At 63.0% G+C, this 18,793-nt stretch carries 25 protein-coding genes; 16 read left to right on the top strand and 9 right to left on the bottom strand.

The annotated features are described in order from the left end of the window. Positions 1 to 3: 3 nt before the first annotated feature. A complete protein-coding gene (locus AC1DWQ_RS06435; RefSeq protein WP_477668872.1) occupies positions 4 to 603 on the bottom strand; it encodes a hypothetical protein in 600 nt (199 codons plus the stop codon). A gap of 217 nt (positions 604 to 820) precedes the next feature. Between AC1DWQ_RS06435 and AC1DWQ_RS06430 the strand changes: the two genes are divergently transcribed. The 10 genes from AC1DWQ_RS06430 to AC1DWQ_RS06385 all read left to right on the top strand — a co-directional run bounded on the left by AC1DWQ_RS06430 (position 821) and on the right by AC1DWQ_RS06385 (position 9,590). Then, positions 821 to 1,378, top strand: a complete 558-nt coding sequence (locus AC1DWQ_RS06430) for a hypothetical protein (protein WP_477668871.1) — start codon at positions 821 to 823, stop codon at positions 1,376 to 1,378. Between the two features lie 15 nt (positions 1,379 to 1,393). Further along, complete coding sequence (locus tag AC1DWQ_RS06425; RefSeq protein WP_477668870.1) at positions 1,394 to 2,704, top strand: MFS transporter; 1,311 nt, start codon at positions 1,394 to 1,396, stop codon at positions 2,702 to 2,704. Next, the gene (locus tag AC1DWQ_RS06420) at positions 2,701 to 3,144 is read left to right on the top strand and encodes a PTS sugar transporter subunit IIA (RefSeq protein ID WP_477667617.1); all 444 of its coding nucleotides are present in this window, start codon (positions 2,701 to 2,703) and stop codon (positions 3,142 to 3,144) included. The genes AC1DWQ_RS06425 and AC1DWQ_RS06420 overlap by 4 nt, the downstream gene beginning before the upstream one ends. After that, a complete protein-coding gene (locus AC1DWQ_RS06415; protein WP_477668869.1) occupies positions 3,113 to 3,382 on the top strand; it encodes an HPr family phosphocarrier protein in 270 nt (89 codons plus the stop codon). The genes AC1DWQ_RS06420 and AC1DWQ_RS06415 overlap by 32 nt, the downstream gene beginning before the upstream one ends. 209 nt (positions 3,383 to 3,591) lie before the next feature. After that, positions 3,592 to 5,355: a phosphoenolpyruvate--protein phosphotransferase gene (gene ptsP, locus AC1DWQ_RS06410; protein WP_477668868.1), complete on the top strand. Its 1,764-nt coding sequence runs from the start codon at positions 3,592 to 3,594 to the stop codon at positions 5,353 to 5,355. 215 nt (positions 5,356 to 5,570) lie between these two features. Further along, a complete protein-coding gene (locus tag AC1DWQ_RS06405) occupies positions 5,571 to 6,029 on the top strand; it encodes a Spy/CpxP family protein refolding chaperone (protein ID WP_477668867.1) in 459 nt (152 codons plus the stop codon). Next, positions 6,022 to 6,480 (top strand): DUF4260 domain-containing protein, encoded by a 459-nt coding sequence (locus AC1DWQ_RS06400; protein WP_477668866.1) that lies wholly within the window; start codon positions 6,022 to 6,024, stop codon positions 6,478 to 6,480. The genes AC1DWQ_RS06405 and AC1DWQ_RS06400 overlap by 8 nt, the downstream gene beginning before the upstream one ends. 55 nt (positions 6,481 to 6,535) lie before the next feature. Continuing rightward, positions 6,536 to 7,531 (top strand): alpha/beta hydrolase family protein, encoded by a 996-nt coding sequence (locus tag AC1DWQ_RS06395; protein WP_477668865.1) that lies wholly within the window; start codon positions 6,536 to 6,538, stop codon positions 7,529 to 7,531. An 8-nt stretch (positions 7,532 to 7,539) separates the two neighbouring features. Next, positions 7,540 to 8,226, top strand: a complete 687-nt coding sequence (locus AC1DWQ_RS06390; RefSeq protein WP_477668864.1) for a response regulator transcription factor — start codon at positions 7,540 to 7,542, stop codon at positions 8,224 to 8,226. Then, positions 8,223 to 9,590, top strand: a complete 1,368-nt coding sequence (locus AC1DWQ_RS06385; RefSeq protein WP_477668863.1) for a HAMP domain-containing sensor histidine kinase — start codon at positions 8,223 to 8,225, stop codon at positions 9,588 to 9,590. Before AC1DWQ_RS06390 ends, AC1DWQ_RS06385 begins: the two co-directional genes overlap by 4 nt. Positions 9,591 to 9,602: 12 nt before the next feature. On the opposite strand, the gene AC1DWQ_RS06380 is transcribed toward AC1DWQ_RS06385, so the two are convergent. Next, on the bottom strand, positions 9,603 to 10,448 hold the full coding sequence (locus AC1DWQ_RS06380; protein WP_477668862.1) for a DMT family transporter: 846 nt from the start codon (positions 10,446 to 10,448) through the stop codon (positions 9,603 to 9,605). A gap of 225 nt (positions 10,449 to 10,673) precedes the next feature. On the opposite strand from AC1DWQ_RS06380, the gene AC1DWQ_RS06375 reads away from it, so the two are divergent. Continuing rightward, complete coding sequence (locus AC1DWQ_RS06375; RefSeq protein WP_477668861.1) at positions 10,674 to 10,886, top strand: hypothetical protein; 213 nt, start codon at positions 10,674 to 10,676, stop codon at positions 10,884 to 10,886. Between the two features lie 13 nt (positions 10,887 to 10,899). On the opposite strand, the gene AC1DWQ_RS06370 is transcribed toward AC1DWQ_RS06375, so the two are convergent. The 7 genes from AC1DWQ_RS06370 to AC1DWQ_RS06340 form a co-directional block, all read right to left on the bottom strand. Next, positions 10,900 to 11,601, bottom strand: a complete 702-nt coding sequence (locus AC1DWQ_RS06370) for a helix-turn-helix domain-containing protein (RefSeq protein WP_477668860.1) — start codon at positions 11,599 to 11,601, stop codon at positions 10,900 to 10,902. A gap of 10 nt (positions 11,602 to 11,611) precedes the next feature. After that, on the bottom strand, positions 11,612 to 12,637 hold the full coding sequence (gene lipA, locus AC1DWQ_RS06365) for a lipoyl synthase (protein ID WP_477668859.1): 1,026 nt from the start codon (positions 12,635 to 12,637) through the stop codon (positions 11,612 to 11,614). Positions 12,638 to 12,662: 25 nt separating this feature from the next. After that, the gene (gene lipB / locus AC1DWQ_RS06360; protein WP_477668858.1) at positions 12,663 to 13,373 is read right to left on the bottom strand and encodes a lipoyl(octanoyl) transferase LipB; all 711 of its coding nucleotides are present in this window, start codon (positions 13,371 to 13,373) and stop codon (positions 12,663 to 12,665) included. Positions 13,374 to 13,397: 24 nt separating this feature from the next. Next, entirely contained in the window at positions 13,398 to 13,715 is a 318-nt protein-coding gene (locus tag AC1DWQ_RS06355) for an HP0495 family protein (RefSeq protein WP_477668857.1), read from the bottom strand. A gap of 14 nt (positions 13,716 to 13,729) precedes the next feature. Beyond that, positions 13,730 to 14,635 (bottom strand): D-amino acid aminotransferase, encoded by a 906-nt coding sequence (locus AC1DWQ_RS06350; RefSeq protein WP_477668856.1) that lies wholly within the window; start codon positions 14,633 to 14,635, stop codon positions 13,730 to 13,732. 68 nt (positions 14,636 to 14,703) lie between these two features. After that, entirely contained in the window at positions 14,704 to 15,249 is a 546-nt protein-coding gene (locus AC1DWQ_RS06345) for a DUF2062 domain-containing protein (protein ID WP_477668855.1), read from the bottom strand. Between the two features lie 37 nt (positions 15,250 to 15,286). Next, on the bottom strand, positions 15,287 to 15,781 hold the full coding sequence (locus AC1DWQ_RS06340; RefSeq protein WP_477668854.1) for a DUF4149 domain-containing protein: 495 nt from the start codon (positions 15,779 to 15,781) through the stop codon (positions 15,287 to 15,289). 216 nt (positions 15,782 to 15,997) lie between these two features. Here AC1DWQ_RS06340 and AC1DWQ_RS06335 point away from each other — a divergent pair, with 216 nt between their 5' ends. The 5 genes from AC1DWQ_RS06335 (at position 15,998) to AC1DWQ_RS06315 (ending at position 18,786) form a co-directional block, all read left to right on the top strand. Continuing rightward, a complete protein-coding gene (locus tag AC1DWQ_RS06335) occupies positions 15,998 to 16,516 on the top strand; it encodes an ATP synthase subunit I (protein ID WP_477668938.1) in 519 nt (172 codons plus the stop codon). 31 nt (positions 16,517 to 16,547) lie between these two features. Then, positions 16,548 to 17,399, top strand: coding sequence for a F0F1 ATP synthase subunit A (atpB, locus tag AC1DWQ_RS06330; RefSeq protein ID WP_457281586.1), 852 nt, complete (start codon positions 16,548 to 16,550; stop codon positions 17,397 to 17,399). A gap of 85 nt (positions 17,400 to 17,484) precedes the next feature. Next, positions 17,485 to 17,733 carry a F0F1 ATP synthase subunit C gene (atpE, locus tag AC1DWQ_RS06325; protein ID WP_293400282.1) on the top strand — a complete coding sequence of 83 codons (249 nt, stop codon included), beginning with the start codon at positions 17,485 to 17,487 and terminating at the stop codon, positions 17,731 to 17,733. Positions 17,734 to 17,771: 38 nt separating this feature from the next. Beyond that, positions 17,772 to 18,242 (top strand): F0F1 ATP synthase subunit B, encoded by a 471-nt coding sequence (locus AC1DWQ_RS06320; protein ID WP_457281585.1) that lies wholly within the window; start codon positions 17,772 to 17,774, stop codon positions 18,240 to 18,242. A gap of 13 nt (positions 18,243 to 18,255) precedes the next feature. Continuing rightward, a complete protein-coding gene (locus AC1DWQ_RS06315) occupies positions 18,256 to 18,786 on the top strand; it encodes a F0F1 ATP synthase subunit delta (protein ID WP_477668853.1) in 531 nt (176 codons plus the stop codon). Positions 18,787 to 18,793 lie beyond the last annotated feature (7 nt).

The following is an 18,793-nucleotide window of genomic DNA, read 5'->3' as shown; positions in this document are numbered from 1 at the left end:
CGGTTAACCGCCGTAGTCCGTAAATTCGGTAAACATCTTGTCAGGGCAACGCCCGCCGGAGCCACTGCGCTCGTAGTAGTTCCAGCGGTAAGCCATTTCCGTGTTGTCCTGGCAAGCCACGCCCTTGTACAGCTTGCCGTAAGTGGCCCTTGCGCCTGAGGATGACCGGAAGCTGTCAAGACTTTCAACGACCAGCACACCATCTTTGGGATAAACCTTCAGCACGCCGAAAGACGCATTGCTCGGTATGTCGTAGTCCACATAGAGTTCGGTCCGCTCAGGATTCGGGCGCGCCTTCTCTACCAATATAAAAACCGCCTGTTGCTGCTCAACCAGCTCCTGCTGCGTCAGGTGGATAAACGATTGGGACTGCATTTTTTTGCCGAATTTCAGTGCTGGACCCAGCACCAGCAAAGGTTTTCGCTCATCCGTAGAGGCAGGGTTGAACCGGTGTTGAAGCGGCTTTTTAAACCGGTTAACGACAGCCGAGAAAATTTCGTCGTCGCTAAAGTTTTGATTCTGCAGCTCCAAAGCCCAGACAGGGTTTGCAGCACATAGCAGCAGAGCAGCCAGTAATCGGTGTGTTTTCAAATCCATCATCATTGAACGGTTGTGATTGTTGGACCGCATCATGGCATGGCAAAGCCGGAGTTCTTTCCATACTGCACATGCGGGCATGAGCAAACATCGTGCCCAGCTTGGTGCGTGGCCGGGACTGTATCAACCCAAAATCGGTACTGAAGCGGGCTGGACGGAGCGGCTTGCCCCAGGTTCGCCCCAAAACGGGCTGCTTTTTTTGATTCCCTGTAAAGTCCAAGGCATGCTTACGATTTCTGGAGGCGCCGCGCACCTCTCGCCGCGGCCGGTCGCCGCCTTTGCCCTGACAGTGATGATCTTGCTCGTGGCCTGTAGCCCCGCGCTGAACTGGCGCGAAGTGCGGCCCGAGGGCACGCGCCTGGCGCTGCTTTTGCCCTGCAAGCCCGACAAAGCCGAAAAAGTGGTTCCACTGGGTGGCCCGGCAACTACCTTGCGCATGCTGGGTTGTGATGCCGGCGGCGCCACCTTTGCCGTGGCGGTGGCCGACCTCGGCGACGCGTCAAAAGCGGCGCCCGTGCTCGCACAGTGGCAAAGCCTCACGCTGGCGAACATGAAGGCCGGGCCTGCGCCGCAGGTGTCACCGCTCAAGTTACCCGGCGCTGCCACGCTGCCGCCAGCCTCGCTGGTCAAGGCCGATGGGCAGGGTCCCGACGGCAAACCGGTGAGCGGGCAGGCCGCCTACTTTGTGCAAGGCCCGCAGGTGTTCCAGGTGGTGATGTATGCCCCGCGCATCGCGCCCGAGGTGGCCGAGACATTTTTCTCCAGCCTCAAGTTTGAATAAAGTGGCTTGCCTTTCATGACCAGCGCAGAAGCTTCCTTGCCGACCTCCCCGAATACCGCTGCGCCGGCTGCCAGTTCCCATCCGGGCCGGCTGGACGCAAAAACCGGCGCCATTGTTTTCCTGGCGTTTGCCGCCGCGTATTTCTGCTCGGCGCTGGTACGGGCCATTACCGCCACGCTGGCGCCTGTGCTCACGCAGGAGTTTTCGCTGCATGCGCGCGACCTCGGCCTGCTGGCGGGCGGCTACTTTCTGGGCTTTGCCGCCACGCAGCTGCCGCTGGGCACCTGGCTGGACCGCCACGGCCCCAAGCGCGTGATCCTGTGTTTTCTGGCGCTGTCGGTGCTGGGCTGCCTGGCCTTTTCGTTGAGCACCAGCTTTGCCTGGCTGTTGGCCTCGCGCGTATTGGTGGGCATGGGCGTCAGCGCCTGCCTGATGGCGCCGCTCACGGGTTACCGCCGCTGGTATGAACCCGCCACTGTGCTGCGCGCCAATTCGTGGATGCTGATGACCGGCTCGCTCGGCATGCTGGCGTCTACCCTGCCGGTGCAATGGCTGATGCCGTTGACGGGCTGGCGACCGCTGTTCTGGATACTGGCCGCGATGATTTTGTTGTCGATGGCCGCGCTCGCCTGGGTCGTACCTACGTGGCAACAGACCAAGAAGCACGAAAGCACAGAGACCACCGTGCCCTCAAGCACCGATGCCGAAGCCGGCTACGCGCCGATCTGGCGCAGCCGCTACTTCCGCAAGATGACGCCGCTGGCTTTCTTCAATTACGGCGGGCTGGTGGCTGTGCAAACCTTGTGGGCCGGCCCCTGGATGATCAGGGTCGCGGGCTATACGCCGCTGGAGGCCGCCACCGGCCTCTTTTATATCAATGCTTCCATGCTGGTGACCTTCTGGAGCTGGGGCATGGTGAACCCCTGGCTGTCGCGGCACGGCTGGGGCGCTACCCGTCTGATCACCTGGGGTGTGCCCTTCAGCCTCACCGTGCTGGCGGTCAATATCGCGGCCGGCACCTCCACCGGATGGCTGGGCTGGGCGCTGTTTTGCATGGGGTGCAGCGTCATGGGGCTGGCGCAGCCCGCGGTGGGCATGGCGTTCAAGGCCTCGCTCGCCGGCCGGGCGCTATCGGCCTATAACCTGATGATTTTTGCCGGCGTGTTCACCGTGCAATGGGGAATCGGCTTGCTGATTGACGTGTTTGCCGCCATGGGCCTGGCACGGGTGGCGAGCTTTCAGGCGGCGATGTCCGTGTTTTTGTGTTGTTGTATCGCCTCATATGGGTATTTCCTCAGTATGAAAGCTGATAATTCACCGCAATGAACGGCATTTTCATCATCGCTCACGCTCCTTTGGCCTCTGCCCTGCGCCAATGCGTGTTGCATGTGTTTCCGGACAACGCAGCGGGTATTTCCGCGCTGGACGTGCAGCCCAACATGCCACCCGAAGAAACCCTGGCCCAGGCGCGCATCATGCTGACGCAGCTCGGCACCTCGCATGCCCTGGTGCTGGTCGACGTGTTCGGCGCCACGCCCTGCAACGTGGCGCAAAAGCTGGTGGACGGCGTTCATTCCAAACTCATCACCGGCATCAACCTGCCCATGCTGCTGCGCACCGTGTCTTACCGCCACGAGTCGCTCGATGCGCTGGTAGCGCGCGCGCTGATCGGCGCCACGCAGGGCGTGATGCAGGTGGCCATCACCGCACCGCAAAATCAGGTACGCCGAAATCATGATCAAGACCAGCACGAACATCAGCAATAAGCTGGGCCTGCATGCCCGCGCCTCCGCCAAGCTCACCAAACTCGCCGGCAGCTTTGGCTGCGAGGTCTGGATGAGCAAGGGCGAGCGCCGCGTCAACGCCAAAAGCATCATGGGCGTGATGATGCTGGCTGCCGGGTTGGGCAGCATTGTCGAGGTCGAGACCAACGGCAACGACGAGCAGGCCGCGATGGACGCCATCCTCGCTTTGATCGCCGACAAGTTTGGCGAAGGGGAATGAATGGCCCCCACGCTTTTCACTTCGTGTAATACGCTGCCCCCCGAGGGGGCCGCCCCGCCTGCGGCCCGGGAAAGCCGAAGGTGCAGCCCCCACGGTCGCTCACTTCGTGTGCTCCCTGCCCCCCGAGGGGGCCGCCCGCCTGTGGCCCGGCAAAGCCGGTTCCACGTCTCGGACTGGCTCGAAGATACCGTCGTGGAGGGAGTTGTTGCATGACTTTTTCAGTCCACGGCCTGGCGGTCTCGCGCGGCATTGCTATCGGCCGCGCCGTGCTGGTGGCTTCCAGCCGTGCCGACGTGGCGCACTATTTCGTGGACGACGCCAAGACGGCGGACGAGATCACGCGGGTCAGGGTGTCGCGCAATGCGGTGATGGAGGAAATCACGCGCCTGCAGCAAGACCTGCCCAAAGACGCGCCGCACGAGCTGGCCGCGCTGCTCGATGTGCACCTGATGCTGCTGCAGGACGAGCAGCTGATCAGCGGCGTGAAGCACTGGATCACCGACCGCCACTACAACGCCGAATGGGCGCTGACTACGCAGTACGAAATCATCGCGCGCCAGTTCGACGACATGGAAGACGAGTACCTGCGCGAACGCAAGGCCGACCTCGAGCAGGTGGTCGAGCGCATCCTGCGCCACATGAAAGGCGTGGCCTCGCCGGTGCAGCCCGCGGCCCAGGCGGGCGCCAGCCGCAAGCAGTCGCAGCAGGACCTGTTGCTGGACGACACCACCGACGTGCCGCTGGTGCTGATTGCGCACGATATTTCCCCGGCCGACATGCTGCAGTTCAAGCAGAGCCTCTTTGCCGGCTTTGCCACCGATGTGGGCGGCAAGACCTCGCACACCGCCATCGTGGCGCGCAGCATGGACATCCCGGCGGTGGTCGGGGCGCGCAGCGCCAGCCAGCTGATCAAGCAGGACGACTGGGTCATCATCGACGGCGAGGCCGGGGTGTTGATCGTCGACCCGTCGCCCATCATCCTGGCCGAATACGGCTTCAAGCAGCGCCAGGGCGAGCTGGAACGCCAGCGCCTGAACCGGCTCAAGCACACGGCGGCGCTGACCATCGACGGGCAGAAAGTCGATCTGCTGGCCAATATTGAAATGCCCGAAGACACGGTGGGCGCGGTGGCTGCCGGCGCCGTCGGCGTCGGGCTGTTTCGCAGTGAATTCCTATTTATGGGCCGCAGCGGCAAACTGCCCGACGAGGAAGAGCAATACCAGGCCTACCGCAAGGCGATTGAAGGCATGCACGGCCTGCCCGTCACCATCCGCACCGTGGATATCGGCTCCGACAAGCAGCTGGACCGCCACAAGGCGCAGGACACCCACCTCAACCCGGCGCTGGGCCTGCGCGCGATCCGCTGGAGCCTGGCCGACCCGCCGATGTTTTTGACGCAGCTGCGCGCCATTTTGCGTGCGGCCGCCCATGGCAAGGTCAACCTGCTGGTGCCCATGCTGGCGCACGGCAGTGAAATCCGCCAGACCATGGCGCTGATTGACCGTGCGCGCGCATTGCTCGACAACAAGGGCGTTCCGTACGGGCCGGTACGGCTGGGCGCAATGATCGAAATCCCGGCCGCGGCGCTGACGCTCAAGCTCTTCCTGAAGTACTTCGATTTCCTGTCCATCGGCACCAACGACCTGATCCAGTACACGCTGGCCATCGACCGCGCCGACGAGGCGGTGTCACACCTGTACAACCCCTGCCACCCGGCCGTGTTGCGGCTGATCGCTGACACCATCAACGAATGCAACGCGCAGGGCAAGGGTGTCAGCGTTTGTGGCGAGATGGCCGGCGACGTCACCATGACGCGGCTGTTGCTGGGCATGGGCCTGCGCAGCTTTTCCATGCACCCGTCGCAGATCCTGGCGGTCAAGCAGCAAATCCTGCGCGCCGATGCCGCCAAGCTGCAGCCCTGGGCTGAACAGGTGCTGGCCTGCGAAGAGCCGGCGACGATGCTGCAAGGCTGAAGGGTGCTGCCGGCAGGGCAGGTGTGATGCTATTAAAAATATAGCTGCTCGCGCACGTTCAGATTGGGCTAGAGCCCGAAAACGCTTGTAAATCTCGCGAATCTACCCGTTGAGAGGGCTGAAACAAAGCGAAACACGCCGCAACCGCGCTGCAAACAGCCGCGGGCCTCCCGCGGGCACCATGAGGAACCTTCACTTCTTCTTTGAGGCTCCTCATGAAACATCGCGTTAAAAAAATCCTGCTCGGCCTTTTCGGCGGGGCGCTCATCGTCGGCAGCCTGGGTGCGTGCTCGCACGGCGGCCACGGCTGGCACGGCGACGCCGGCTCCCCTGAAGCGCGCGCCCGCATGGTCGAAAAAATCGGCTCACGCCTGGACCTGGACGCTGTGCAAAAGCAAAAACTCGCCGTGCTGGCTGACAAGCTGCAGGCACAGCGCGCGGCCCTGCGCGGCAGCAGTGAGCCACGGGAAGCCGTTCGCGGCCTCTTTGCCGGCAACAAGCTGGACCAGGCCGGCGCCAAAAAGCTGATCGAGGAAAAAACCGCCGCGATTCAGTCCGGCAGCCCGGAAGTGATCGCCGCAGCGGCGGACTTCTTTGACAACCTCAAACCTGAGCAACAGCAAAAAGTGCGCGACTTCATGGAGCGCGGCCGCCGCTGGGGCTACCGTGGCTGAGGCGCTGCTCTTCCCGGTGGGCCGCACGGCGCCAACCGCTGTGCGCCGCATCACCAAGGTGGCTGCCCCGGGCAGCGCCAACGGCGGCGTACGCCTGCTGCTGCGTGCCGAGGGGCTGGCGGTGGTGGCTGCGGCGGCTGCGGCCTACGCCCAGTTCGGCGCGGGGTGGGGCTGGTTTGCAGCGTTATTTTTGCTGCCCGACCTGTCTTTCCTGGCCTACCTGGCCGGGCCGCGTGTGGGGGCTGCCGCCTATAACGCCATGCATTCCTACTTCGGCGCCGTAGCCCTGCTGGCGGCGGGCGTTCTGGGCGCAACCCCCGTGCTGGTGGCCGGCGGCCTGGTCTGGTGCGCGCACATCGGCTTTGACCGTGCGCTGGGCTACGGGCTCAAGTACGCGGCGGGTTTTGGCCAGACGCACCTCGGGCGCATCGGACGGGCCGATCCGTGGTGAACAGCGCTTTTCTCCGCTTCAAAGGAACCCGATGTTGAAATCGCTAACTTGCAGCATGTTCGTTGCTTTGGCGGCGATCGCCGGCGTGGTGGACGCCACTGAACTTTCCGGTGGCGCCGGCTTTCGTTTGATTCAGCTTCCCGATCCTGTCACGCAGCAACCGATGCAGGCGGCGGTGTTCTATCCGGCAGCACCTACGTCTGAAACAACCAGGATGGGGGCTGTCGTTGTGTCTGCCGTGAAGGATGCGGCGCCGATGGGTGTGCGCCATCCTCTGGTGCTGCTCTCGCACGGCAATGGTGCCGGCCGGTTCAGTCACCACGATACAGCGACATTCCTCGCGCGTCATGGCTACGTGGTGGCCGCAATCGAGCATCCGGGCGACAATTTTCGCGACAGCAGCGGGGTCGGCACCGATCGGGTGCTGATTGGAAGAGCGCTGCAACTGTCGGCACTGCTGGATTTCCTGTTGCAGGCTCCGGCCTCTGCGGGCCTGATCGATTCCCGGCGGGTGGGCGTCGCGGGTTTTTCGGCAGGCGGCTATTCGGCCCTCTTGTTGATGGGCGCCAAACCGAAGTTCGAGCTGCTGAGTGCCTATTGCAAAGCCTTGCCGACAAGTGTTCTATGTGCCGGTGGCGGAAAGGTTTCCCTGTCGTCTCCCCCGCTGATCGCGAAGACCGACGACCGCATCCGCGCCGCGTTCATCATGAGCCCGCCGGGAGCCTTCTTTGACCGCGAAAGCCTGTCGCAGGTCTCGAGGCCGGTGAATCTGTACGCGGCCGGCGCCGATTCCGTGCTCCCGGTCAAGGAGAACGCGATCAAAGTGAAGGAACTGCTCCCCTCATTGGCCCGATACACCGAGATCCCCGCAGCCGACCACTTCGTGTTTCTCGCGCCGTGCACGTCGGAGATGCGCGGCGTCGCGCCCGCTCTGTGTACGGATCCACAAGGCGTCAATCGGGCTGCTGTGCATGACAATGTGAACCGCGATGCATTGATGTTTTTTCAGGAGCAACTCCAGGTCGATGCGAGTTTTCCGAAGCGAATGTAGCCAATCCTATGCCCCATATCCTGCTGATCGACGACGACGAGCACCTGGCTGCGCCGCTGGCCGCCTACTTTGCCCGTTTTGACTTTGTGCTCGAAAGCGCGCTGCGCCCCGGTGAAGGCTTGGCCATGCTGCGCACCGGTGCGTATGACGCAGCCATCCTGGACGTCATGCTGCCCGAGATGGACGGCTTTGCCCTGTGCCGCGAGATCCGCAAGGAAAGCGACATCCCCATCGTGATGCTGACGGCCCGCGGCGACGTGATGGACCGTGTGGTCGGGCTGGAGCTGGGCGCCGACGACTACCTGCCCAAGCCGTTTGAGCCGCGCGAGCTCGTGGCGCGCCTGCAGACCATTTTGCGGCGCCAGCGCAGCGCACCGGCTGCGGCCACCCAACGCCATGTGTTCCAGGGGCTGGTGATCGACGTGGAAACGCGCGAGGTGCTGCGCCTGGGCGAAAAGGTCGAGCTGACCGGCACCGAATTTGAATTGCTGGCCCTGCTGGCGGCCGAGCCCGGCAAGGTCTTCAACCGCGACGACATCCTCAACCGCCTGCGCGGCCACGAGGCCGAGCTGTACACGCGCGCCGTCGACATCGTGGTGAGCCGGCTGCGCAAAAAACTGGAGCCACTGGACTGCATCAAGACCTTGCGCAACGCGGGCTATGCCCTCGCTGCCGGCAAGGCGGGTACGCCATGAGGCGGTGGAAAACGCGCCGGGACTGCCGGGCCCGCGAACGCTCACGCCCCGAGCGCTGGCGCCACCGCTGGAAGCATTCGCTCCGGCTGCGGCTGATCACCGTGTTCCTGCTGCTGGCGCTGGCCATGGGTGCTGTGTTCATGAGCGGCATGCAGCGGGCGTTTTCAACGGGCTGGCGCGACGCGGCCAAACCGCTGATCAGCGACTACATGGACAGGCTGGTGGCCGACCTGGGTTCGCCGCCCGATGTGGGCCGTGCCCAGGCGCTGGCTGCGCGGCTGCCGATTTCCATCCGCATTGAAGGGCCGCAGGTCAACTGGCAGTCCCATCCTGACAGGCCCGACCGCAAGGTGTTCGACGCCCGCGCCAAGGACTGGCTGAGCCGCACCACGGCCGACGGCCATCGCGTGATTTTTGGCCCCGGCACTGCGCCCTGGCAGGCAGCGCCACACGGCGTGTTTGGCTGGATCACGCTGGCGCTGCTGCTGGGCTTGCTCATAGGCGCCTATGCCTACGTGCGGCGCCTGCTGCGCCCGCTGGACGACATCCGCGCAGGCGCCGAGCGCTTTGGCCGCGGCGAGTTCGCAACGCCGATTCCCCTGCGCCGCCGCGACGAACTCGGCGACCTGGCCGGGCGCATCAACACCATGGCACACGACATCGAAGGCATGCTGAACGCCAAACGCGCCTTGCTGCTGGCGCTGAGCCATGAACTGCGCTCCCCGCTCACACGTGCGCGGCTCAATGCCGAGCTGTTGCCCACCACGCCCGAGGGCACCGGTGCCGGCGAGCGCGAACGCGAGGCGCTGCTGCGCGACCTGGGCGAGATGCGCGACCTGATCAGCGACTTGCTCGAAAGCGAGCGTCTGGCCAGCCCGCACGTCGCACTACAGCGCGAACCGGTGGACCTGGCGGCGCTGGTGCGCGAGACGGCCACCGAGGTGCCAGGTGCGTCGGAGATGGTGCTGGACCTGGCGACTGGCCTTGCGCCGCTGGCACTGGACCGCATGCGCGTGCGCCTGCTGGTGCGCAACCTGATGGACAACGCACTGCGCTACAGCAGCGGCGCCGGGAGGCCGCCGCATGTGTCGCTGCAGCCGGCGGGCGGCGGCGTGATGCTGGAAGTGCGCGACTTCGGCCCGGGGGTGGATGCCGCGCAGCTGGCGCATTTGACCGAGCCCTTTTACCGGACCGACGGCGCACGCCAGCGCGCCACGGGCGGCGTGGGCCTGGGCATGTACTTGTGCCGACTGGTGGCCGAAGCGCATGGCGCCGAGCTGCAAGTGCGCAATGCAGAGCCCGGGCTGGCCGTGTTCGTGCTGTGGCATGCTATTGAATCAGGAGCTGCTGGCGCCCGTCCTTAAAGGGCTGCAGCCTTATTTTGCTCTTGTTCCCAGCAGCGCGGCGCCGATGATCATCACCGCCGCCAGGGCGATGCTCCAGCTCAGCGCGCGGCCGCTTACCCCCATCAGCAGTGCAGTCGAGCCCAGCGGCGTGAGGTAACTGAGGATGCCGATCTGCTGCGCGTCGCCCAGCTTGAGGGCCTTGTCCCAGAGAAAGAACGCCGCGCCCAGCGGCCCTGCGCCCAGCACCGCCAGCAATAGCCAGTCCTGCGCCGACAGCGTGGCGGCAGGCTCCAGCGCCCAATGGCACAGCAGCGAAAGCACGCCCGAGACCAGGCCGAAGAGGCCGATGGCCGCGGTGGGAAAGGCCGGCACGCGTTTTGTCAGCAGCGAGTAGCTGGCCCAGATGAAGGCCGAGCCCAGCGCCGGCAGGTAACCCCATGACCAGCCTGCGGAGGACGTCGCACCGCCACCGCCCGCGCCCAATATGGCAATGGCGGCGCCGGCAAATCCCAGCAGGCCTGCAGCCACATGCACAGCGCGCAGCTGCACGCCACGAAGGAACAGCGGCGCCAGCACCACGATAAAAAGCGGCCAGAGGTAGTTCACCAGGTTGGCCTCGACTGCCGGCGCATACCGCAGCGCGATGAAAAGCAGGAAGTGATAGCCGAAGAGGCCGTACACGCCGAGCGCCAGCGTGGCGGTGGGAATCTTCCATTGCGCGCGGTCCCGCAGCACAAAAGGCAGGGCCAGCAGGCTGCCGGTCAGCAGCGCAACGCCGGTGAGCAGAAAGGGCGGAACGTGTTTGAGCGAGACCCCGAGCGAGGCGAGCAGGGTCCAGAGGGCGATGGCGCCCAGTGCGTAGAGATTGGCTGGCATGGCGGCAAGCATAGGGGGACGTCACGTGGGCGTCGTCGCAGAGCAACGCTTTGTTGTCGTGCAACGACGGTTCTGGCGATTCAGGGGTATGTCCTACGCGCAGACCAACATCCGGTAACGAGCTTCACGTGCGAGGGGCGCTGCAGACACCTTGCCCGTACGGACTTCAGTTGCAATGGCATGGCAGATTTCTCCGAAATCGCATGAAACCCAAGGAGACTCACCATGAGAAAGCTTTCCATCCTTTTGCTGGCGCTGGCCGGCATGGCCGCCCTGTCGGGCTGCGTGGCTTACCCGGTGGCTTATGACAACGGACCGCAATATCGTGTCGTGCCCGCCCCTGCGCCGGGCTATGGCCCCGGCTACCGGGGTGACCGCGATGGCGACGGTGTGCGCAACCGCTACGACCGCCGGCCGAACGACCCGAGCCGCTATTGAAAATCCGTAAAGGTCAGGCGCTGCCCAGCCCGGCGCGCCGCATCGCGGCCGTCAGGGCTGAGGGCGACTGGTAGCCGCAGTGCAGCGCGGTGTCGGCCACGCTCATGCCGCGGCTGCGCAGTTGCACGGCCAGTGCCAGGCGTTGCCGGCGCAGCCACTGCATCACGCTGAGGCCGGTTTCGCGCCGGCAGCGTGCGGCAAACTGCGTCGGGCTTAAAAACACCTGCGCGGCCAGTTGCGCGACGCTCAGTGGTTCGTGCAGGCGCTGCTGTGTCCAGGTGGCCAGTTGTTCCCAGTGGATGGGCCGCGCATGGCGCAAGGGCGTTGATGCGGGTGTTGTGGGTTGCCACGCTTCCAGCAACAGCGCCGGACCGTGAAGTTGCGCGAGGCTGCCCGGCTGCTGCATCGCTTCGGCGAGGTAATTTCCCAGCGCAAGGGTTTGCGCGGTTTTTGCAGGGTCATAGGCGCAGCGAGCCCAGTCCGCATGCGTGGTGTCCAGCACCAGGCAGCGGCTGCCTTCACGTGATTCAAAGTCATGCCGGTCGCCGGGTGTGATCACGCAGCCCTGGCCGGCGGCAATGCGCCGCCCGCGTCCGCGTACTTCCAGTTCCAGCACACCACTCAGGCCCAGCAGTACCTGGAAGTGGTCATGCGCATGGCTGCCGTGCGAGGCGCCGTAGTGGCGCAGCGACAGGGAGCCTTGCGGCAAGGTCATGTTGCGGGGATTAAAGAGCGGCGGTGGCCGCGTCGGCCTTGTCGGCCACGCCTGCCGCGTGGGCCTGCTGGTCGGCGTGGTAACTGCTGCGCACCATGGCGCCCACGGCGGCGTGCGTGAAGCCCATCTTGTAGGCTTCTTCTTCAAACATCTTGAAGGTGTCGGGGTGCACATAGCGGCGCACCGGCAGATGGCTGGTGGAGGGCGCCAGGTACTGGCCGATGGTCAGCATGTCGATGTTGTGCGCGCGCATGTCGCGCATGACCTGCAGAATTTCCTCGTCGGTTTCGCCCAGGCCCACCATGATGCCGCTCTTGGTCGGCACATCGGGGTGCAGGGCCTTGAACTTCTTGAGCAGGTTCAGACTGAAGTTGTAGTCGCTGCCGGGACGCGCTTCTTTGTAAAGGCGCGGCGCGGTTTCGAGGTTGTGGTTCATCACGTCGGGCGGCGCGGCCTTCAAAATTTCAAGCGCGCGGTCGTCGCGGCCGCGGAAGTCGGGCACCAGGATTTCAATCGTGGTGGCGGGCGAGAGTTCGCGGATCTTCTGGATGCATTCCACAAAGTGGCCGCTGCCGCCGTCGCGCAGGTCATCGCGGTCCACGCTGGTGATCACCACGTATTTGAGCTTGAGTGCTGCGATGGTTTTCGCCAGGTTCAGCGGTTCATTCACGTCCAGCGGATCGGGGCGGCCGTGGCCCACGTCGCAAAACGGGCAGCGGCGCGTGCACTTGTCGCCCATGATCATGAAGGTGGCCGTGCCCTTGCCGAAGCATTCCCCGATGTTGGGGCAGCTGGCTTCTTCGCACACTGTGTTGAGCTTGTTTTCGCGCAGGATCTGCTTGATCTCGTAAAAGCGCGTGGTCGGGCTGCCGGCCTTGACGCGGATCCAGTCGGGCTTCTTGAGCATTTCGCCCTGCACCACCTTGACGGGGATGCGCGACAGCTTGGCCGCGGCTTTTTGCTTGGCCAGCGGGTTGTAGTCTTCCTGGCTCTGGATGTCGCGAACAACAGGATTGACGGTTTCTGGGGTGCTCATGGTGTATTTCTTTGAAGGAATGTGCTCAGGGCGCCAGGTAGGTGACGAGCTTGCGGCCCAGCACATCTGCGGCTTCCTGCCAGCTTGCCGATACCCCGATTGTAGAAAGGTCTGTGGTTTTGAGCCCCACATACCCGCAGGGGTTGATCCGCGAGAAGGGTTCCAGGTCCATCGCCACATTGAGCGCGACCCCGTGGTAGGTGCAATTCCGGCTGACTTTGATGCCCAGGGCGGCGATCTTCCCAAGGCCGCGAAACGGGTCGGCAGGGTGCATCGGGCCGGTCAGGGCGGCATGTGAGGTGGGGTCGTCCAGCCGCACATAAATGCCGGGCGAGCCGGCCACCCGGTGCCCGGTCACGCCGAAGTGCGCCAGGGTCTTGATGACGGATTCTTCAATGCGGTAGACGTATTCCTTGACGTAATAGCCGGCACGCTTCAAATCGATGAGCGGGTAGGCCACCACCTGGCCGGGGCCGTGGTAAGTCACCTGGCCGCCGCGGTTGGTCTGCACCACCGGGATGCTGCCGGGGTTCAAAACATGGTCGCTCTTGCCCGCGAGGCCTTGGGTGTAGACCGGTGGATGCTCACAAATCCATAGCTGGTCGGGCAGGCCCCGATTAGGCTGCAGCCCATTTTCGCTTGAAAAACCGGGGTTGCGCGCCGCCGTGAAGGCTTGCATGGCTTCATAGGTGGGCAGGTAGTCGACCTTGCCCAGGTTGCGCGTTTCAGCCTGCATGTTCGGCGTCTGCCCGGATATTGTTTACAGGACTACCTTGACCATCGGGTGCGTCGACAGCGTGCGGTAAAGCTCGTCGAGCTGCTCGCGGCTGGTGGCTGTGACGGTGATGGTGACGCCCAGGTATTTGCCGCCCTTGCTTTCACGCAGCTCGATGGTGGAGGCGTCGAAGGCCGGGTCGAACTGGTGTGCGATGGACGTGATGGCCGCGACCATGCCATCGACCTTCTCACCCATCACCTTGATCGGGAACTGCGAGGGGTACTCGATCAGCGATTCCTGGCGCGAGGGCTCCGTGCTGGGAACACCGATGATTTTGGGGATGTTGGGGGAAGTCGTCATGGCAATGGGTCCTTTCAGGCCGCTTTGGCACGCTGGTATTGGGCGTACAGCTTTGCATAAATGGGGCCAGGTTTGCCTTTTTCCACTCCGTGGCCGACCGGCTGGCCGTCCAGCAGGGTGATGGGCAGAACCTCCTTGGTGGCGGATGAGAGCAGCAGCTCGTCTGCTGCCAGCACTTCGGCGCGGGTGATGCGGCGCAGCTCAAAAGGAATGCCCGCCGCGCGGCACATCTCTTCGATCAGGCCAAAGCGGATGCCTTCGAGCACCAGGTTGTCCCTGGGCGGCCCCATGACTTTGCCGTCCTTGACGATCCAGACGTTGCTGGAAGCGGCTTCGCTCAGGTAGTCGCCGCGGAACATCACGGTCTCGACCGCGCCAGCGTCCACGCTGATCTGGCGTGAAAACACCGCGCCCAGCAGGCTGGTGCTTTTGATGTGGGCTTTTTCCCAGCGGAAGTCGTCGGCGGTGACGCAGGCCACGCCGTTTTCGCGTGCCTGGTCGCTGGGCAGCTTCATCGGATTGCACATCACGAACACGGTGGGCGTCAGGCCCGGCAGCATGGGGTGGTCGCGCATGGCCACACCGCGGGTGATCTGGATGTACACCAGTTGATTGCCTTTTTCGGCTGAGGCGACCGTGGATTGTGCGCAGGCAGCTATTAATTTAAGAGCAATTTCCAGCCACTCGGCGCGGGTCAGCGGGTTGGCGATGCGCAGCTCGGTGAGGCTGCGTTCCAGCCGCGCCATGTGCTGCTCGAAGCGAAACGGCTTGCCTGCATACGCCGGCACCACTTCATAAATACCGTCGCCGAAGATGAAACCGCGGTCCATCACGCTGATCTTGGCGTCTTTGAGCGGGGTGAATTCGCCGTTGAGGTAGCAGGGGGTGTCGGGAAGGGCGTTGGCGGGAAGCGTTGTCATGGATCGGTTTGAAAAGGAAATGAAACTGTGTCGAGACGGCTACTGCCGGACGGTCTGCACCCGATTGTCTAACGTCTGGCGGTTTGCCGGCGGCGGCGTTTGAACCAGATGCGAACGCGCCAGCCCAGCTTGACCAGCAGGTAGCCGGTAATCGAGCCCAGCACGGCAAAGATGCCCATGCCCAGGATGGCAGGCCCGCCGAAGGAGGCTGCCCACGCCACGATGCCTGAGCCTTCCGAGATGCGGATGGGCGGCGGCGCGTCCAGCAGCAGATCGCCCACCTGATAGGCCAGCCAGAGCCAGAATCCGACGGTGAAAGGGTTGGTAATGAAGGTGATGCCGGCGGCCACCGGAATATTGGCGCGCCACCAGACGCTGTGGGCTGCGGCCGCCACGGTTTGCGCAAATGGCAGGGCAAATGCCCAGAATATGCCGATGGCCACACCGCGCGCCACGGCCTCGTGCTGCAGCCGCCACAGCTGCGGTTCCAGCAGCCGGTGGGCCACCGGCTTGAGCCACCGGTTCGCAACCAGGGCTTCACGTGTCGGCACGGATGCTTTCAGCCGGTCCGTCCAGTGCCGGTGTTGCGGCGCCTTCTTTTTAGGGGCGCTCATGGCAGGCGGTGATCAAGATGGCAGGCTCGCTCCGGCATCAGGCAATAAAGATGACGGCGGCTATCGCCAGCGCGCCCAGCACCAGGTTGACCATGGCCAGAGTGGCGATCTGCCCGACGCGGCGACCGCCCTCGGGCCAGTCGGACGCGCTGACAGCGAGCTTCAAGCGCCGGAAAGGGCCGAAATACAGATGTCCGAACAGCGCGAACATCAAGAGGCCGATGCCGAACATCAGGTGCCAGCCCAGGGGGGCGGTTTTCATGCCCTCGGCCAGCAGCATCGCCAGGCCTGTCACCAGCAGGACGCCGATGGTGGCCCAGACCAGGACGAAAAATCGCTGCATGACCTTTGCGATGAGCGGCAGGCGTTGGGGTGGCGCCAGCTGTTCGGCGACGGCAGGCCGTAAGGCAAACAGCATGAAGACCACCCCGCCCAGCCAGGCAATGGCGGCGGCAATGTGCAGGAATTTCATCAGGGCGGGCATGGCATCTTTCGGTGGGTGGAAGGTGACGGATGCGGGGGCTTGGGCCATCGTCGAGCATCACGTGCAACTACGTAGGAGGGTCGGCGCGCCGTAGTCGCCGGACAATTGTGAACCACCCGCTGCGAGCCGCACCCAAATGATGCGAATCGCCCCTAATTCATATGCAAGCCGGGGGTTTTGTCGGATACGCAGGGGTTTCTACGTATAATCAAGGGCTTTGCTGATAACTGCCCTGTAACTTTTCCGTAATTTGTGACGACCAAAATGGCAAATTCGGCAAAGTCAGCGACAAACCCGGGAAATCCGGGTGTGACAGGGCGGCGTGTCACAGAAGAGATGGAGACTGGTGATGAGGGTTTCAAGCCCTTGACGCGTGAAGAAGCCCAAAAGCTTCGTGAAGCGGACCCCTCGGTTTCACCTTGGGTGGTATTGGCGGGGCAAAGTGTGGTGGGTCTTGTGGTGGCGCTGGCCGCCTGGGGATTGACCGGAAGGCAAAGTGCAGGCTGGTCCGCCCTTTATGGCGCGCTGGCGGTGGTCATCCCGGGTGCGTTGTTTGCGCGCGGCCTGACCAGCAAGATGTCTTCAATGAATCCGGGCGCTGCGGTGGCTGGATTTTTTTTGTGGGAAATGGTCAAGATTGGCCTGACGGTAGCGATGTTGTTCGCTGCTCCCCGAATGGTTTCGGATTTGAGCTGGCCGGCAATGCTGGTTGGCCTTGTAGTGACAATGAAGGTGGTCTGGCTGGTGCTTTGGTTCCAGTCCCGGCCGAAAAAGTTGGCGTAATCCATTTTCAAGAGTTGAAAAGAGTTCGTAAATGGCTGAATCTTCCGGAAACGCTTTGACCGCTGGTGAGTACATTGGTCACCACCTGGTCCATCTGCAAAACCACAAACAGACAGGCATCGTCGACTTTTCCGTTGTCAATTTCGACACGATTTTCTGGGCCATCACCCTCGGTGTGATCGGTATGTTCGTGATGTGGCGTGTGGCCAAAAGCGTGCACGCCGGCGTTCCCGGTCGCCTGCAGGCGGCTGTTGAAATCCTGCTCGAAATGGTGGACAGCCAGGCCAAGGGCATCGTTAAAAACGCCGAATCGCGCAAGGCCGTCGGCCCACTGGCGCTCACCGTATTCATCTGGATTTTCCTGATGAACTCCATGGACTTCCTGCCTGTCGACCTGTTCCACACAATTTTTGCTGTGACCGGCCTCGATCACAGCATTCACAACTTCCGCGTGGTTCCCACGGCCGACCTCTCGGCCACGCTGGGCATGTCCTGCGGCGTGCTGCTGGTTTGCCTGTACTACAACGTCAAGATCAAGGGTTTTGGCGGCTGGGTGCATGAGCTGTTCTCGGCCCCGTTCGGCGACAAATGGTTTTTGTATCCCGTCAACTTCTTGATGCAGATGATCGAATTCGCCGCCAAGACCGTATCTCACGGCCTCCGGCTTTTCGGCAACATGTACGCGGGCGAACTGCTGTTCATGCTGATCGCGCTGATGGGTGCAGTGGGCTTCGGCTCTGCGACTGGTGTGTTCCTCTTCATCGGCCATGTGCTCGCGGGCACGGGCTGGGCAATCTTCCACATCCTGATCGTTGCGCTGCAGGCGTTTATTTTCATGATGTTGACGCTGGTCTATGTGGGGCAGGCCCACGACCATCACTGATTCTCACGAATCAGTTTCCCCTGGTTTTCTGGTTTCCGCTTTCTTTTTTATTTTTGTTAGTTAGTTAAATCCATAGGAGCATTAAATGGAACACGTACTCGGTTTTGTCGCTTTGGCCGCTGGCCTGATCATTGGCCTGGGCGCTGTCGGCGCATGTATCGGCATCGGCATCATGGGCAGCAAATACCTCGAAGCCGCTGCACGCCAGCCTGAGCTGATGAACGAACTGCAGACCAAGATGTTCCTGCTGGCCGGTCTGATCGATGCTGCTTTCCTGATCGGCGTGGGTATTGCCATGCTGTTCGCATTTGCCAACCCGTTTGTGTTGAAGTAAATCGCACGCCTTTCTAGACAACCTACAGAGGTGCCGCTGTGAGTATTAACTCCACATTCTTTGCGCAGCTCGTCGTGTTTGCGATTCTGGTGCTGTTCACGATGAAATTCGTGTGGCCACCAATTGCAGCTGCGCTCGACGAACGCGCCCGGAAGATCGCCGACGGCCTTGCCGCTGCCGATAAAGCCAAGTCTGAACTCTCCGTTGCCAACAAGCGCGTGGAAGAAGAACTGGCCAAATCGCGCAACGAATCGGCAGTGCGCCTGGCGGAAGCCGAGCGCCGCGCCCAGGCCCTGATTGAAGAGGCTAAAGCCCGCGCAACCGAAGAGGGCAGCAAGATCATTGCCGCCGCCAAGGTTGAGGCCGAGCAGCAAACCGTCAAGGCCCGCGAGACCCTGCGTGAGCAGGTCGCCGCACTGGCCGTCAAGGGTGCAGAGCAGATTCTGCGCAAGGAAGTCAATGCCGGTGTGCATGCTGACTTGCTGGGTCGCCTGAAGACCGAACTTTAAGCGAGCGTAAAACATGGCCGAACTAGCCACCATTGCCCGTCCCTACGCTGAAGCGTTGTTCAAGGCATCCGGTTCCGACCTGGGCGGCACCGCCGTCTGGCTCGATGAGCTTGCCGCCATTGCCGCCAACGTGCAGTTGCAGCAATTTGCGGGCAACCCCAGCGTGACGGTAAACCAGACGTTTGACGTAGTTTCCGGGGTGGCCAAAACGAAGCTGCCGGAAGCCGCCAGGAACTTCTTGCGGACCGTGATCGAGAACGGCCGCATCAGCGTCCTGCCGGAAATCGCCGCACAGTTTCGCGCACTGAAAAATGCGCAAAGTGGTTCTTCGGATGCCACCGTTTACAGCGCATTTCCGCTGGAAGGCGCTGCGCTGGCCGATTTGGCAACAACGCTGGAGAAGCGGTTTGGCCGCAAGCTCAACCTTTCGGTCGAGCTTGAGCCGGCGCTGATCGGTGGCGTACGTGTCGTGGTGGGTGACGAGGTGTTGGACACCTCGGTCAAAGCCCGTTTAGAGCAAATGAAAGTGGCGCTGATTTCCTGAGCTTGCG

This window comes from Polaromonas sp. P2_G11 (assembly GCF_056403595.1).
Note: the sequence above shows the minus strand (reverse complement) of the source record. Positions and strands in the feature narration are given on the sequence as shown.

Coding starts and splice junctions, on each gene's coding strand:
- AC1DWQ_RS06380 (WP_477668862.1), bottom strand. CDS start 10,448: ATGCCAGCCAATCTCTACGCACTGGGCGCCATCGCCCTCTGGACCCTG.
- AC1DWQ_RS06350 (WP_477668856.1), bottom strand. CDS start 14,635: ATGACAACGCTTCCCGCCAACGCCCTTCCCGACACCCCCTGCTACCTC.
- lipA (WP_477668859.1), bottom strand. CDS start 12,637: ATGAGCACCCCAGAAACCGTCAATCCTGTTGTTCGCGACATCCAGAGC.
- AC1DWQ_RS06425 (WP_477668870.1), top strand. CDS start 1,394: ATGACCAGCGCAGAAGCTTCCTTGCCGACCTCCCCGAATACCGCTGCG.
- AC1DWQ_RS06390 (WP_477668864.1), top strand. CDS start 7,540: ATGCCCCATATCCTGCTGATCGACGACGACGAGCACCTGGCTGCGCCG.
- AC1DWQ_RS06345 (WP_477668855.1), bottom strand. CDS start 15,249: ATGAGCGCCCCTAAAAAGAAGGCGCCGCAACACCGGCACTGGACGGAC.
- AC1DWQ_RS06420 (WP_477667617.1), top strand. CDS start 2,701: ATGAACGGCATTTTCATCATCGCTCACGCTCCTTTGGCCTCTGCCCTG.
- atpB (WP_457281586.1), top strand. CDS start 16,548: ATGGCTGAATCTTCCGGAAACGCTTTGACCGCTGGTGAGTACATTGGT.
- lipB (WP_477668858.1), bottom strand. CDS start 13,373: ATGCAGGCTGAAACGCGCAACCTGGGCAAGGTCGACTACCTGCCCACC.
- AC1DWQ_RS06335 (WP_477668938.1), top strand. CDS start 15,998: ATGGCAAATTCGGCAAAGTCAGCGACAAACCCGGGAAATCCGGGTGTG.
- AC1DWQ_RS06435 (WP_477668872.1), bottom strand. CDS start 603: ATGATGATGGATTTGAAAACACACCGATTACTGGCTGCTCTGCTGCTA.
- AC1DWQ_RS06405 (WP_477668867.1), top strand. CDS start 5,571: ATGAAACATCGCGTTAAAAAAATCCTGCTCGGCCTTTTCGGCGGGGCG.
- AC1DWQ_RS06315 (WP_477668853.1), top strand. CDS start 18,256: ATGGCCGAACTAGCCACCATTGCCCGTCCCTACGCTGAAGCGTTGTTC.
- ptsP (WP_477668868.1), top strand. CDS start 3,592: ATGACTTTTTCAGTCCACGGCCTGGCGGTCTCGCGCGGCATTGCTATC.
- atpE (WP_293400282.1), top strand. CDS start 17,485: ATGGAACACGTACTCGGTTTTGTCGCTTTGGCCGCTGGCCTGATCATT.
- AC1DWQ_RS06430 (WP_477668871.1), top strand. CDS start 821: ATGCTTACGATTTCTGGAGGCGCCGCGCACCTCTCGCCGCGGCCGGTC.
- AC1DWQ_RS06370 (WP_477668860.1), bottom strand. CDS start 11,601: ATGACCTTGCCGCAAGGCTCCCTGTCGCTGCGCCACTACGGCGCCTCG.
- AC1DWQ_RS06355 (WP_477668857.1), bottom strand. CDS start 13,715: ATGACGACTTCCCCCAACATCCCCAAAATCATCGGTGTTCCCAGCACG.
- AC1DWQ_RS06395 (WP_477668865.1), top strand. CDS start 6,536: ATGTTCGTTGCTTTGGCGGCGATCGCCGGCGTGGTGGACGCCACTGAA.
- AC1DWQ_RS06375 (WP_477668861.1), top strand. CDS start 10,674: ATGAGAAAGCTTTCCATCCTTTTGCTGGCGCTGGCCGGCATGGCCGCC.
- AC1DWQ_RS06415 (WP_477668869.1), top strand. CDS start 3,113: ATGATCAAGACCAGCACGAACATCAGCAATAAGCTGGGCCTGCATGCC.
- AC1DWQ_RS06340 (WP_477668854.1), bottom strand. CDS start 15,781: ATGGCCCAAGCCCCCGCATCCGTCACCTTCCACCCACCGAAAGATGCC.
- AC1DWQ_RS06385 (WP_477668863.1), top strand. CDS start 8,223: ATGAGGCGGTGGAAAACGCGCCGGGACTGCCGGGCCCGCGAACGCTCA.